A 14,064-nucleotide genomic window follows, 5' to 3' on the forward strand; every position below is an offset into this window, starting at 1 on the left:
TCCTCGTCGACGTGCGGGTTCTCCCATGGTCGCGCGTCCTCAGGCGTGTCCGAGGATCCGCCGCAGCGCGTCGGTCAGAAGTCCTTCGGCGTCGGGAGCGGCACTCGGGTGCCGGAAGGCCACGAACCCGTCGGGCCGTACGAGCAGGGCGCCCGCGTCCGAGATCTCGCTGAGCCGCGCCCAGTCGCCGTAGGGGTCCTCGTACTCCTGTCCGGGCCCGACGACGACGGTGGCGATGTCGACGTCCTGTGCCGCGGCGGCCCGCAGCCAGCCCTCGCCGCCGATGCCGGTGAGGAGGGTGAAGCGGCCCTTGCCGACGGTGTCCAGCGTGGACACCGTGCGGGTGCCCGAGGTGATCCAGGCGTGCGGGATGCGGGCGCCGGGCCGGGAGGTGGGCTGGTGGTGGAGTTCGGGGTCACGCGCGAACGTCTCCGGCGGGGTGCCGTCGGGGACGACCGCGTCCGAGGCGTAGCGCTGGTTGAGGTCGACGCCGTGCGCGTTGAACTCGTACACCTTGAAGGCGATGGCCTCGCGCAGTTTCGCCCGCTGCTTCTCGGCGGCCTCGGTGGCGTCCTTGCGGGCGGCGATGTTGGCCCACAGCTGTTCGGGGGTCTGCGGGGCGAGCCCGTCGAGCGCCTCGAAGATGGGCGCGGTCTCGCCGATGGACTGGTTGGCGCGGGTGACGACCTGCTTGCCGATCGGGGCGCGTTCGGCGGTGTAGGTGTCGAGGAGCTTCGGGGCAGCGGTGCCGTCGAGGACGAGCTTGAGCTTCCAGGCGAGGTTGTAGGCGTCCTGGATGGAGGTGTTGGAGCCGAGGCCGTTGGACGGCGGGTGCCGGTGGGTGGCGTCTCCGGCGCAGAAGACCCGGCCCTCGGAGTAGCGCTCGGCGTACATCTCGTTGACGGTCCAGGCCGAGGACGACTTGATCGTCACCGGGATCTCGTCGTCACCGACCAGCTGCCGTACGACCGACTCGGCGTACTCCGTGGTCAGGTCGGGGGCGCCCGCCGTGACGTCGTAGCCCCACACGATCAGCCACTCGTTCCACGGCCGCACGCAGCGCACCAGGCCCGCGCCGATGCCGCCGACGGTGGCGCCCGGGGCGAGGACCCAGTACAGGGTGGACGGGCGGTGGGCCGTGTACCGGGCCAGGTCGGCCTCGAAGACGATGTTGATGCTGCCGGCCACGCCCATCTGGCCGCCCATCGGCAGCCCGGCGTCCTCGGCGACCTTCGAGCGGCCGCCGTCCGCGCCGATCAGGTACTTCGCGCGGATCTCGTACGTGTCCCCGCGCAGGCGGTCCCGGACGGTGGCCGTCACGCCGTCCGCGTCCTGGGTGTGGGAGAGGTACTCGGTCTGGAAGCGCAGGCTGGTGCCGCGGGCGACGGCCGCGTCGACGAGGACCGGCTCCATGAGGTGCTGGGGCATGTCGCACATGCGGGTGGGGCTGGCGAGTTCATGGGCGGCCTGGACGAGCGGGTCGTTGCCCCAGGAGCGCACCCGGCCGAGTTCCTCACCGGCCAGGCTGGTGCAGAAGGTGGTGTTGCCCATCAGGTGCTGCGGGGTCGCCCGGGCGACGACCTCCTGCTCGACGCCGAGGTCCCGCAGCACCTCCATCGTGCGCTGGTTGGTGATGTGCGCGCGGGGCGTGTCGGCGAGGCTCGCGTAGCGGGTGACGACGATGTTGGGGACGCCGTAGGTGCTCAGGGCGAGCGCGGCCGAGGCTCCGGCCGGCCCGCTGCCTACGATCAGGACGTCGGTCTCGACGACGGTGGACACGGGCGCTCCTGGCGGCTCACGGACGACGGACAGTCTTGATCATGGTGGGGCGGGGCGGTGTGCGGGTGTCTCAATTCGATACATGGTCCTGCGCCGGCGGGGGATCCGCCTGTCGTACGGGGCAGTCGTTGCGCGTTCAACGGAACCCGCTACGGTGGGTGTGCCGTGACCACCACAGAGCACTCCCCCGCGCTCCACGCCCTCCCGCCGCTGGGAGTGGCGCGGGAGTACTTCCTGTCCGGACGCGAGGTGCCCGCCGGGGTTCCCGAGGAGGTGCTCGCGGCGTGGCGCCGGGCACGGTTCTTCGGTGTGCCGCACGACTTGAGGGAGCCCGCCGCGCCGGTGCCCCGGCCCGGTGAGACGCCCCTGCTCGGCGCCGCTCGGCCGGTGCTGGAACGGATCGCGCCCGCCCTGGCCTCCGGCCGCTCGGTCCTCTTCCTCACCGACGCGCGGCTACGGGTGCTGTGGACGTCCGGCGGGGCCCCCGGGCTGCCCCCGTGGCCCGGCCTGTCGGAGCAGGAGGTCGGGCACAACAGCGCGGCCCTCGCACTGCGCACCCGGCACCGGGCCGAGGTGCACGGGCCCGAGCACTTCCTCGACGTGTGGCAGGACGTGTCGGCGGTCAGCGTGCCGGTGCTCGCGCCGAAGAGCGGTCACGCGCTCGGCACGCTCACCGTCGCCTCGCACCTCGCCGGCGGCCGCCCGCCGCATCCGCAGGCGGCGCTCGCCGAGGCCGCCGCCACCGCGGTGGAGGCCGAACTGCTCGCCCGGGCGGGACGCCCCGAACAAGTGCTGCTCGACGCCTACTTGCGGGCCACCCGCGGCGAGGAGCGCGCGGTGGCCGCGCTGGACGGCCGCAACCGCCTGCTCAGCGCGGCGGCGGAGCGGCTCGCGACCGAGGAGGTGCTGCGGGCCCTTGAGCGTACGGCGGTGACGGCACGGCACTCGGACACGCCACCGGCCGCCACGCTGCCCGAGGGCGCCGGGTGCACGGCCCGGATCGAGGTGGTGCGGCAGGACGGGGCGGTCCTCGGGATCGTGGCCGTCCTGGAGCCGCGGGACGAGCACCCGCCGCGCTCCCGGCCACGGCACCTGCCCGCCCTGGCCGGTTCCTCGCTCCCCTGGCGGTTCGCCGTGGAGCGCGCCGCCGAACTGGCCCGTTCGCCCGAGCCCGTGCTGCTGACCGGTGAGCGCGGCACGGGCAAGACCGCGCTGGCCCGGGAGCTGCTCGGCCGCTCGCCCCTCCAGGTCGTCGACGCCGCCGAAGAGGGCGCGCTCGAAGGGGACTTGGCTCAGTGGGCCGCGCGGGGCCCGCTGCTCCTGCGGCACGCCGAACGGCTGACACAGCCCGCCGTGGCCGCGCTGAACTCCCTGCTCGACACCCACCCCGACGCCCGGCTGCTGGTCACCCACACCCCCGGCACCCCGCCCGGACCGTGCCTCCAGCGGCTCCTCGACAAGCTGGCGGCCCGCTCGGTCACCCTGCCGCCGCTGCGCGAACGCACCGAGGACATCCGGGAGTTGCTCGCCGCCCTCGCCCCGCGGCCCGCGGCGGGCAGTCCTCCGCTGACCTGGACCCTGGACGCCCTGCGCGCCCTGGAACAGCATCCGTGGCCCGGGAACGTCACCGAACTGGCCCATGTGGTGCAGGCGTTGGCGGAACACCGGCGGGCCTCCGGGCCGATCCGGCGGGCCGAGCTGCCGGACTCCCTGCGGGAGGGCCCCGCCGTCCGCCCGCTCAGCCCGATGGAACACGCCGAGCGCGCCACGATCCTCGAGACCCTGCACCGCCACGGCGGCAACAAGTCCCGCGCGGCGGCGGCCCTGGGCATCGGCCGGGCGACGCTGTACCGCAAGCTGCGGGAGTACGAGGGCTGACGCCGGTCACGGGCAGGAGCGGGACCCGGGGGACGGTTCGTCGGCGGCCGGGGGCAGCTCGTCCGTGCCTGGGGCGGCTCGTCGGCGCCGGGGGACGGCTCGTCGGCGCTCTCCCGTGCGCGGCCGGCCGCATCGGTGCCGGGGAGCTGCCGGGCCGATCGGCGGGGCGGGTCACCGAGTCACAGCAAGGCTGCATACCGTAGGAGGAGATCACCCCCTGCCCGGGAGCACCCATGACCGGTAGCCGTCGTAAGAGACCCGGCGACGCCTTCGACACCATCGCGCCCCCGGGCGATGCCGAGGTGGTCGTCGGGGTGGTGTCCGTGACCGTCCTCGTGGAGGTCCTCGGGGCGCTGTCCGGCTCCGAGGTGTGGCTCCTCGGGCTCCTGGTGTTCCTGCCGGGCGCGGCCTCGGCGCTGGGCACGGTACGGCAGACGACGTTCGTGGCGGTGTGGACCACGGTCGTCGTCACCGTCACCGTGCTGCTGCGGGACCGCGAGGCGGGCCACTGGTTCGACCGCCTCCTGCTGATCCTGTTCACCCTGGGCCTGGCCGCGACCTCGGTCTACGGCTGCCACCGGCGGATCCGACGCGAGGAGGCGATGCTGCGGCTGCGGTCCACCGCCGCGGCCATGCAGCGGCACATCCTGCATCCGCTCCCCCTGCTCACCGACGACGTCCTGGTCAACGGCGTGTACGAGCCGCTCCAGGAGGACCGGCTGGTCGGCGGCGACATCTACGACGTCGTCGAGTCGCCGTTCGGGACCCGGGTGCTGATCGGTGACGTGCAGGGCAAGGGGCTGACGGCCGTGGGCGCCGCGTTCGCCGTCATCGGCGCCTTCCGCGAGGCCGCCCACCGCGAGCCCACCCTCACCGCGCTCGCGGACGCGCTGGACGCGGCGGTCGTACGGCACAACTCCTACGCCACGCACACCGGCGACGACGAACGCTTCGTCACCGCGCTCGTGGTCGGCGTGGACGCGGACACCGAGGTGCAGGCCGTCAACTGCGGACATGTCCCGCCGTACGTCCTGTACGACGGCAAGGTCAGCGCACCCGTACTCGACACGGGTGTCCCGCTGGGCCTGGCCGAGCTCGCCGACGAGCCGACCACCGTCGGCTGGTTCGACTTCCCCGCGGGCGCGACGCTGCTGCTGAGCACGGACGGTCTGACCGAGACGCGCTCCGCGGACGGCACGTTCTACCCGGTCGACGAGCGGCTGACGAAGTACGTCGGCTTCTCCCCCACCGAGCTGCCGCAGGCCCTGCACGAGGACGCCCGTACGTTCGCCGGGGGTGGCGGCCAGCACGACGACGTGGCCGTCCTGACCGTGCGGCGCTCCCAGCGGCACTGAGCCGTGCCACGGCGGGGGTGAGGGCGCCGTAGCATCGGCTCATGGACAAGCCTCCGGTGCCCGCCGACGGTTCTCTCGACGAGGCGGCGGACGCGTTCCAGCGGCTGCGGCCCCGGCTGTTCGGGATCGCCTACCGGATCCTCGGCAGTGTCTCCGAGGCCGAGGACGTGGTGCAGGACGCGTGGCTGCGGTGGCAGGACACCGACCGGGGCGTCGTGCTCAATCCCGGGGCGTTCCTCGCGAAGACCACCACGCGGCTGGCGATCAACGTGGCCCAGTCGGCCCGGGTGCGGCGCGAGGCGTACGTCGGCCCGTGGCTGCCGGAGCCCGTGGACACCAGCGTGGACCCGCAGGTCGGCGCCGAGCGCGGCGAGGCGCTGGAGCTGGCCGTGCTGCTGGTCCTGGAGAAGCTGAATCCGGTGGAGCGGGCGGCCTATGTACTGCGGGAGGCGTTCGCCTACCCGTACGACGAGATCGCGGGCATCGTCCGGCTCAGTCAGGCCAATGTGCGCCAGATCGTCAGCAGGGCCCGCAAACGGCTGTCCGCGGAGCGCCGGGAACAGGTCGGGGCGGCGGAGCACATGCGGCTCCTGCACGCCTTCGTCGCGGCGGCGCGGCACGGTGACGTGGCCGCGCTGGAGAGCGTGCTGTCCGCCGACGTCGTCGCCTACGCGGACGGCAACGGGCTGCGGGGCGTGGCGCGGCTGGAGGTCGTGGGCGCCGGGCGCGTGGCGAAGATCAGCGCGTTCGTCAACAAGTTCCTCCCAGGCGCCGAGTTCACCTTCGCCGAGGCCAACGGCATGCCGAGTGTGCTGATCCACAGGGCCGGCGAGATCGTCGGCCTGGTGAGCGCGACGGCGGGTCCGGACGGGATCGACGGCCTGTACTGGGTACTGGCCCCGGAGAAGCTGCGGGCGTACGAGAGGTCTTCTGGGCGGGTGTAGGGCTGGAGGGGTGGACGCGGCGCGCGGAGGGGGCGGTGGGTACGGCCAGGGCGGGGGCATCCGGGGGGCTCCGGGGGCCTCCGGGGGGGGTCCGGGGCCCCCGGGGAGCGGGCTCCGGGGGGGCTCTCCACTGGTGCGACGCTGACGCGGGGCGGGAAGGGGCGCCGAGGTGTGCGCTGCCTGATCCGGCCTCCTGGCTCGGCTTTCCAGCTCGGCTTCCGGCTCTGCTTCCGGCTCTGCTTTGCGCCTGAGCAGCCGGGCCCGGCGTCATGGCCCATGCTCCTGGCTCCGCCGCCGGGTCCGGCCCCACGCCCCGGCCTGCAGGCGCACACCCCCTGACCCGCCGCGCCGGTCCCGGACAGCCCACCCGCCCCGCTGCCGGGACCGGCGTATCTCGATGCCGGCCGACCCGGCGCCGTCAGTTCCGGCTGAGCCAGTCCTCGTAGCGGGTCGGGGCCGTGGGGACCGTGTTGTCGCCGGTGAGGACGCCGTCCGGGATGCCCGCGAACATGCCGGCGTTCTCGTCGGTGACGACGGCTCGGCCGTCCGGCTTCGCGGCGAGGGTCAAGGCGGCGAGCTTGTCGAGGCGGTGGATCTCGGGGCCCGCCAGTTGGCGCAGGCCGTTCACCGGTTCGCCCTGAGCCGCCTCGGCGACCACGGCCGCGACGTCCGCCGCGGCGATCGGGCGCAGCCGGGTCGTCGGCAGGTGCACCTCCCGGCCCTCGGTGGTCAGGTCCATCACCGGCGCGATGAACTCGAAGAACTGGGCCACCCGCACGATCGTGAAGGGAATGCCGCTCGCCCGTACGGCGTCCTCCTGCGCGACCTTGGCCAGGTAGTAGCCGAGCCCGGGCACCTGGTCGACACCGATGATGGAGAGCGCCACATGGTGGCGGACCCCGGCCTCCTGCTCCGCCGCCGTGAGGTTCCGCATCGCCCGCGTGAAGAAGTCGAGGGCGGCCTCCTTCTCGAAGGACGGGGAGTTCGCCACGTCCACGACCACGTCCGCGCCCTTGAGCACGTCCGCGAGCCCCTCGCCGGTGAGCGTGTCGACGCCCGTGCTGGGCGCCGCCGCCACGGCCTCGTGGCCGTTGTCCTGAAGCAGCCCCACCACCTGCGTTCCGATGCGTCCGGTCCCTCCGATGACGACGATCTTCATCACTGTCTCCCTCTCGCCTGTTTCGGACCCCTCGGTGATCGGGTCCCTCGGGAACAGGACCGGACAGCGCCGGAATCTGTGACAGCAGACGAAAATCTCCGCAATCTGAACAACTCCACAGGTCCAGCACGTAGTTCAAGAGTGAAGGACCCGAGTGGAACCAGAACCGTGAGGCCATCTTGTCGAAGACACCGTCCGCCACCCGCCGGGGCCTCGTGACCCGCAACTGGCGTGTGGCGAGAAAACTCCAGGCCATCCTGCTCATCCCGGTGCTCATCGCCCTGGTCCTCGGCGGCATCCGGGTCAAACGCTCGGTGGAGACCTGGCAGGACGCCGACAAGGCGGTCCGGGTGGCGGAACTGGTCCAGGCCGCGAACAAGTACGCCAGCGACGCCATCAACGAGCGCGATGTCTCGGTCATCCCCCTGGTCAGGGGCGACCGGACGTCGACCGTGGTCGCCAAGGCCCGGGCGATCACCGACGCGGACGCGAAGGCGTTCGACGAGGCGGTCCGGCGGATGCCGCAGACCCCCGGACTCCAGCGCCGCGTCGAGCTCGTCCGCCAGGGCGAGAAGCAGCTCGCGTCGGTGCGCGCGAACGCCTTCACCGCCAAGCTGACCGGTGTGCAGACGGAGGAGAGCTACCACGCCGTCCAGCACCCGCTGATGGAGCTCTCCAACGAGCTGGGCTTCGGCAGCACCAACCAGGCCAGCTTCGGCCGCACCCTCTACGCGGTCTCCCTCACCCAGGCCGCCGAGTCCCTGATCCGGGCGATCGGCACCCACCTGCTGACCGAGGACCGCAGCAAGCTCGCCCCGGGCGAACTCCAGGCCCAGCTGGGCTCGTTCAGCTCGTACGTCTATCTCGAACAGGTCGCGCTCCAGGAGTACGCCGGCGCCGGGACCGCCGGTGACATGACCCGGCTGCGCAAAGCGCTGGCCGACGCGGAGCGGCGCGGCAAGGAGCAGGCGGCGCAGGCCCAGGGGGCGGCCGAGGCGGCCGGACGGACCTTCGTGGCCCCGCCGGGCCTGGAGCAGATGACCAGCGCGATCGCCTCGGGGAAGTCGGCGGCGCAGCTCGCCGCGCAGGGCATCACGCCCGAGAGCTTCTTCGCCGCCTCCACCCTCAGCTTCGACGCGTACCGCGGTGTCGAGGTGTACCTCACCGACACCGCCCTGGCGGACGCCCACAGCATCGCCGACAACGCCCGCAACGACGCCGTCATCAACGCCGCCCTGGTGCTGACCGCGGTCCTGGTCGCCTTCCTGCTCGCCGCGTGGGTGGCCCGGACGATGAGCACCAGCATGCGCCGGCTGAGCGCCTCGGCCCACGAGATCGCCGAGCAGCGGCTCCCCGCACTGCTCACCCAGCTCACCCGGGCCATCCCCGGCCGGGTGGACTCCCAGGTCGCACCGATCCCGATCACCACCACGGACGAGATCGGCGAGGTGGCCCGCGCCTTCGACCACGTGCACCGCGAGGCCGTCCGGCTGGCCGCCGAACAGGCCCTGCTGCGCGCCAACATCAACACGATCTTCAGCAACCTGGCCCGCCGCAACCAGTCCCTGATCGAGCGCCAACTCGCCCTGATCACCGGCCTGGAGGGCAAGGAGGCCGATCCCGACCAGCTGGCCAACCTCTTCAAGCTGGACCACCTCGCCACCCGGGTGCGCCGCAACGGCGAGAACCTCCTCGTGCTGGGCGGCGAGACCCCCGCGCAGCAGTGGAACCAGCCGCTGCCCCTGGTCGACGTGATCCGCGCGGCGGCCTCGGAGGTCGAGCAGTACGAGCGCGTCGAGCTGTCGGGCGTCCCGGAGGCCGAGATCCACGGCCGGGCCGTGACCGACCTGGTGCACCTGCTGGCCGAACTCCTGGAGAACGCGACGACGTTCTCCGCGCCGCAGTCCGCCGTCCGGGTCACCGCGGCGCGGCTGCCCGACGGGCGGATCATGGTCGAGATCCACGACCGGGGCATCGGGCTGCCGCCCGAGGAGCTGGCCGACATCAACCACCACCTGGCCGACCCGCCCACCGTGGACGTGGCGATCTCCCAGCGCATGGGCCTGTACGTGGTCGGCCGCCTGGCGGACCGGCACGGTGTCCGGGTCCAGCTGCGCCCGGGCGACGAGGGCCAGGGCACGACCGCGCTGGCGATGCTGCCCGACACCATCACCTACCGGGCCCCGGGAGCGGCCCCCGACCCCGACACCCTGGCCCTGGCCGCCCTCGCCGACCCCGGCCGCCAGGACGCCGCCACCCGCGGCTACGAGGCGTGGGACGACCGGCCGACCCACCGCGGACGGCGCTGAGGGACACCGGTCCTGGCCGGCGCCGCCGGGCACGTGTGCGGGCGGCACCGGCCTCGGGCGAGGAAATCCCTTTGTTCCGCGGCCACTTGCGTCGGCAGGATGCTCGTGTGACGTCGGCGGCAGGAGGGGGACCCGGATGAGGCGGAACCGGCTCGGGAGGACCGAGGTGCACGTCACCGAACTGGGCTTCGGTGGCGGCCCGCTCGGTGGACTCTTCGCACCACTGGACGACGGGACGGCGGCGGGCGCGCTGGAGGCGGCCTGGGACGGCGGGATCCGCTACTTCGACACCTCCCCGCACTACGGCATCGGCCACTCCGAGCGCCGCACCGGCGCCCTCCTGCAAGACCGTCCGCGTGCGGAGTTCACCCTGTCGACCAAGGTCGGCCGGCTGCTGGTCCCGCAGGACCCGGCGGGCCGTACGGACGAGAGCTTCGCGGTGCCCGCCACCCACCGCAGGGTCTGGGACTTCACCCGGGACGGGGTGCTGCGCAGCGTGGCGGACTCGCTGGAGCGGATGGGCGTCGACCGGATCGACGTGCTGTTCCTGCACGACGCGGAGGAGCGTTTCGAGGACGCGCTGCGCGAGGGGTACCCCGCTCTCGCCGAGCTGCGCGCCCAGGGCGTGGTGGGCGCGATCGGCGCCGGGATGTACCACCCCGGCAAGCTGACCCGGCTGGTCAGGGAGTCGGACGTCGACGTGGTGATGCTGTCCGGCCGGTACACGCTCCTCGACCACAGCGCGCTCGACGACCTCCTGCCCGTCTGCACCGAGCGGGGTGTCTCGGTGCTCGCCGCCTCGGTCTTCAACTCCGGCCTGCTGGCCACGGCCCGCCCCGCCGCGGACGCCACCTTCGACTACGCGCCGGCCGCACCGCGCCTGGTGGAACGCGCACATCGCATCGCCGACGTCTGCGAGGCCCACGGCGTGACCCTGCCGGAACTGGCGATGGCGTTCCCGCTGCGCCACCCGGCGGTCGCGGGCATCGTCGTCGGCATGCGCACGGCGGACGAGGTGCGCGCCAACATGGCGGCGTTCGAAGCGGAGATCCCGGCCCAGGTGTGGACCGACCTGCGGGGCGAGGGGCTGCTGTACGAACGGGCACCGCTGTGACGCGGCCTGTTCCGCACGCGTGAGCTGTGGCGGCTCTCGGATCCGGCGCGGGGACCCGGTCGAGCCGCCCCCGCGCGCCGGGCGCGATAGGTTCCGCCCCTGGGAACAAACGGAGGTGCCGTGGGCGAGCAGGACGCTCAGAGGGAGATCACGACCGCGAAGCAGGCGGCCGACGACGCGCTGGTGCTGGCGTTCGGCCGGCTGCAGGGCGCCGCGAACCGGCTGGAGTACATCCTGGGCCGGCGGATAGAGGAGGAGTGCGGGATCAGCCACCTGATGTACGAGGTGCTGCTGATCCTGGGCCGCGCGGGCGAGCCGGGGCTGTCGATGCGGGCGATCGGCCAGGAGCAGGTGCTCAGCACCGGCGGGGCGACCCGGCTGGTGGACCGGATGGAGGCGGCGGGACTGGTGCGGCGCGTCACGGACCCGGACGACCGCCGCGGACGCCTGGTGCGCCTGACCCCGCTGGGCGAGGAGACCGCCGTACGCGCTTCCCGCCTCCACGTCGAGAACATCAAGCGGTACTTCCTGGACCCCCTGCCCGCCGACCACCGGGAGCGCTTCGCGGAGGACCTGCGCATTCTCAGTCACGCGGCCCGGGACTCCCTGCCCCTGCTGCCCTGAGCCCCGCGCTGCGACGGGCGTCACACCGATGGACACTCCCGCGTTGAAATATCTGACGAGTCAGATAATGTTGGCCGGGTGAGTGCCCGCACCAGGCGGGCGCCACGTCCCCCGAGGTCCCCGATGAAGCTCGTCTACGTCTTCGACGCCTACTGCGGCTGGTCCCACGGTTTCTCGGCCACATTGCGCGAGATCGTCTCCCGGCACCCGGAGCTGCCGGTCGAGGTCGTCTCCGGCGGTCTGTTCACCGGCCCGCGTGCCGTGCCGATCCGGGAGTTCGGCTACGTACAGGGGGCCAACGCCCAGATCGCCGAGCGGACCGGCGCCGCCTTCGGCGAGGGCTACGAGCGGCTGATCGCCGACGGCTCGTTCGTGATGGACTCCGAGGCCGCCGCCCGCGGTGTCGCGGCCCTGCGCCAGGCGGCCCCCGACCGCGCGGCGGAACTGGCCACGGTCCTCCAGCAGCTCTTCTACGTCGACGGACTGAGCCTTTCCGAGCCCGCCACCTACCGCAAGCTCGCGGAGGCGGCCGGGCTGGACGCCGATGCCGTGGTCGCCGCGTTCCAGGACCCCGAGGCGTCCTTCACGGCGGCGGACGACTTCCACCGGGCAGCCGAACTCGGTGTCACCGGGTTCCCCACCCTCCTGGCCGTCGACGGCGAGCACATCGTCCCGCTGGCCCTGGGACACGGCACCGCCGACGAGGTGGACCGGCGTCTCACGGCCTTCGAAGCCTCCCTCACCTCCTCCTCCGACCACTAGGAGACCGTCATGAGCACCCTCGACTTCAAGATCCTCGACCTGGACTTCCCGGCCGGCAGCAAGAACAAGACCGCCACCCTGGTCACCGGTGAGCGGGAGGCGCTGCTGGTGGACGCCGCGTTCACCCGCGCCGACGGCCACCGGCTGGCCGCGGAGATCCTGGACTCCGGCAAGACGCTCACCACCGTGTTCGTCTCGCACGCCGACCCGGACTTCTACTTCGGCGCCGAGGTCATCGCCGACGCCTTCCCTGAGGCCGTCTTCGTCGCCACCCCGATCGTCATCGAGCACATCCAGCACTCCTACCAGGGCAAGCTGAAGGCCTGGGAGGCGCTCGGCCCGAACCTGCCCACCCGGCTGGTCGACCTCACCCCGCTCACCGGCGACCTGAGCCTGGAGAGCCACACCTTCCAGCTCAAGGGCGGCCCGGAGGGCCTGCCGGACCGGCACTACCTGTGGCAGGCCGAGCACCGCGCCCTGCTCGGCGGCGTCCTGCTCTTCCAGCAGGAGCACGTCTGGGTCGCCGACACCCCCACCCCCGAGTCGCGTGCCACCTGGATCGGCCTGCTGGACGAGATGGCCGCTCTGGAGCCGCAACTGGTGGTCCCCGGCCACCGCCTGCCGGACACCGCCGCCGACGCGAGCGCGATCACGGCCACCCGTGACTATCTGGTGGCGTTCGAGGAGGAGCTGGGCCGGGCGGCCGACGGTGCGGCGCTGACCGAGGCGCTGGTCAAGCGCTACCCGGAGAACGGCATGCTGATCGCCGCCCAGATCGGTGCGAAGGTCGCCAAGGGCGAGATGAAGTGGGGCTGACCATGAGCGAGTTCGCCGAGTCCGCGGCCCCCGCGGATGTCGTACGCCGTCAGTACCTGGCCTCCGCCGCCGGGGACCTGGAAGCCCTGCGCGCCACCCTCGCCCCCGACGTGGAGTGGACGGAGATGGCCGGCTTCCCGCTGGCCGGCACCTACCGCACCCCCGACGGGGTCACCTCCCACGTGATGGAGCGGCTCGGCAAGGACTGGGACGACTGGACCGCCCACGACGACACCTACGTCGTCGACGGCGAGAACGTCGTCGTCCTGGCCCGCTACACCGCCACGCACAAAGCCACCGGCAAGGCGATCGACGTCCGCGTCGCACACCACTTCGTCGTCCGCGGCGGCCTCATCGTCCGCTTCGAACAGTTCGTGGACACCGCCCTCGTCCGCGACGCCATGACCCCCTGAGTCTCCCGCTCATCCGGTCGCCGGCCTGGCAGGATGGCGGCATGGAACGTGTGCTTGGAATCGGCGGATACTTCCTGCGGGCCACCGACCCGGCGGCCCTGAGCGCCTGGTACCGCGACTGCCTCGGTCTGGAGGCCGACGAGAACGGTCTGTGGCGTCCGGATGCCGGGCCCACGGTGTTCGCGGCGTTCGAAGCCGAGACCGACTACTTCGGGTCCCGGACCCAGCAGACCATGCTCAACTTCCGGGTCCGCGACCTGGACGCGATGCTCGATCAGCTGCGCGCCCAGGGGGCGGACGTGGCCGAGGCGACCCAGGACATGGAGGGCGTCGGCCGCTTCGGCTGGGTCACCGATCCGGAGGGCAACCGCATCGAACTGTGGCAGCCCGCCTGACCGTGCGGAACGGGTGAGCGGCGGGCTCGCCGCTCATCAGCGTCGACACCCGCCTCACTCACCCGTCTCGCTCACTCGTCGTCCGGGAACTCGCCCGCGAAGGCACCCGCCATGCGCAGCCACGGCGCCGCCTCGTCCTGGCGTCCCTGACGCTGAAGGGTGCGGCCCAGCATCAGGTGGGCGTAGTGCTCCACCGGGTCCCGCTCGACGATCACCCGCAACTGCTCCTCCGCGCGCCGGAGTTGGGCCGAGTGGTAGTAGGCGCGGGCCAGCAGCAGACGCGGCCCGGTCTGCTCCGGGGCCTCCTCGACCACGGCGGCGAGCAGCTTCGCGGCGGCGCTGTAGTCCCGCGCGCCGAACAGCAGCTGGGCCCGCTCCCAGCGCTCGGCGGTGCTCTCCTCGCGCGTCCCGCCGGGGCCGTTGTCGAACAGGTGCAGCGCGCTGGCCCAGCGGTCGGGCGCGACTCCGTCGGTCGACGGGTAGGCGTTGAGGTTGTCGGTCATGGTTCCTTCCTCG

General features: G+C 72.8%; 13 protein-coding genes. 10 read left to right on the forward strand and 3 right to left on the reverse strand.

The window, feature by feature from the left end:
* Positions 1-39 precede the first annotated feature (39 nt).
* Positions 40-1,779: an FAD-dependent oxidoreductase gene (locus ACFULQ_RS13240; protein WP_383542301.1), complete on the reverse strand. Its 1,740-nt coding sequence runs from the start codon at positions 1,777-1,779 to the stop codon at positions 40-42.
* 165 nt (positions 1,780-1,944) lie between these two features.
* Here ACFULQ_RS13240 and ACFULQ_RS13245 point away from each other — a divergent pair, with 165 nt between their 5' ends.
* From ACFULQ_RS13245 to ACFULQ_RS13255, 3 genes are all read left to right on the forward strand, one after another.
* The gene (locus tag ACFULQ_RS13245; RefSeq protein ID WP_383542304.1) at positions 1,945-3,657 is read left to right on the forward strand and encodes a sigma-54-dependent Fis family transcriptional regulator; all 1,713 of its coding nucleotides are present in this window, start codon (positions 1,945-1,947) and stop codon (positions 3,655-3,657) included.
* Positions 3,658-3,890: 233 nt separating this feature from the next.
* Positions 3,891-5,012 carry a PP2C family protein-serine/threonine phosphatase gene (locus ACFULQ_RS13250; protein WP_383542307.1) on the forward strand — a complete coding sequence of 374 codons (1,122 nt, stop codon included), beginning with the start codon at positions 3,891-3,893 and terminating at the stop codon, positions 5,010-5,012.
* A gap of 41 nt (positions 5,013-5,053) precedes the next feature.
* Positions 5,054-5,956, forward strand: coding sequence for a sigma-70 family RNA polymerase sigma factor (locus ACFULQ_RS13255; protein ID WP_383542310.1), 903 nt, complete (start codon positions 5,054-5,056; stop codon positions 5,954-5,956).
* A gap of 418 nt (positions 5,957-6,374) precedes the next feature.
* Here the strand turns inward: ACFULQ_RS13255 and ACFULQ_RS13260 are convergent, their stop codons facing one another.
* Positions 6,375-7,115 (reverse strand): SDR family oxidoreductase, encoded by a 741-nt coding sequence (locus ACFULQ_RS13260; protein WP_383542313.1) that lies wholly within the window; start codon positions 7,113-7,115, stop codon positions 6,375-6,377.
* Positions 7,116-7,294: 179 nt separating this feature from the next.
* Between ACFULQ_RS13260 and ACFULQ_RS13265 the strand changes: the two genes are divergently transcribed.
* From ACFULQ_RS13265 to ACFULQ_RS13295, 7 genes are all read left to right on the forward strand, one after another.
* Complete coding sequence (locus ACFULQ_RS13265) at positions 7,295-9,424, forward strand: nitrate- and nitrite sensing domain-containing protein (RefSeq protein ID WP_383542316.1); 2,130 nt, start codon at positions 7,295-7,297, stop codon at positions 9,422-9,424.
* Between the two features lie 136 nt (positions 9,425-9,560).
* The gene (locus ACFULQ_RS13270; protein WP_383542320.1) at positions 9,561-10,538 is read left to right on the forward strand and encodes an aldo/keto reductase; all 978 of its coding nucleotides are present in this window, start codon (positions 9,561-9,563) and stop codon (positions 10,536-10,538) included.
* A gap of 120 nt (positions 10,539-10,658) precedes the next feature.
* Positions 10,659-11,162, forward strand: coding sequence for a MarR family winged helix-turn-helix transcriptional regulator (locus ACFULQ_RS13275; RefSeq protein WP_383542322.1), 504 nt, complete (start codon positions 10,659-10,661; stop codon positions 11,160-11,162).
* 123 nt (positions 11,163-11,285) lie between these two features.
* The gene (locus ACFULQ_RS13280; RefSeq protein WP_383542325.1) at positions 11,286-11,924 is read left to right on the forward strand and encodes a DsbA family protein; all 639 of its coding nucleotides are present in this window, start codon (positions 11,286-11,288) and stop codon (positions 11,922-11,924) included.
* 9 nt (positions 11,925-11,933) lie between these two features.
* Positions 11,934-12,740 (forward strand): MBL fold metallo-hydrolase, encoded by an 807-nt coding sequence (locus ACFULQ_RS13285; RefSeq protein WP_383542329.1) that lies wholly within the window; start codon positions 11,934-11,936, stop codon positions 12,738-12,740.
* 2 nt (positions 12,741-12,742) lie between these two features.
* Positions 12,743-13,153 (forward strand): nuclear transport factor 2 family protein, encoded by a 411-nt coding sequence (locus tag ACFULQ_RS13290; protein ID WP_383542332.1) that lies wholly within the window; start codon positions 12,743-12,745, stop codon positions 13,151-13,153.
* A gap of 41 nt (positions 13,154-13,194) precedes the next feature.
* On the forward strand, positions 13,195-13,548 hold the full coding sequence (locus ACFULQ_RS13295) for a VOC family protein (RefSeq protein WP_383542335.1): 354 nt from the start codon (positions 13,195-13,197) through the stop codon (positions 13,546-13,548).
* 71 nt (positions 13,549-13,619) lie between these two features.
* Here the strand turns inward: ACFULQ_RS13295 and ACFULQ_RS13300 are convergent, their stop codons facing one another.
* Positions 13,620-14,051 carry a tetratricopeptide repeat protein gene (locus ACFULQ_RS13300; RefSeq protein WP_383542337.1) on the reverse strand — a complete coding sequence of 144 codons (432 nt, stop codon included), beginning with the start codon at positions 14,049-14,051 and terminating at the stop codon, positions 13,620-13,622.
* Positions 14,052-14,064: the final 13 nt, after the last annotated feature.

The organism is Streptomyces sp. NPDC057253, assembly GCF_042669125.1.
Classification (GTDB): Bacteria; Actinomycetota; Actinomycetes; order Streptomycetales; family Streptomycetaceae; genus Streptomyces.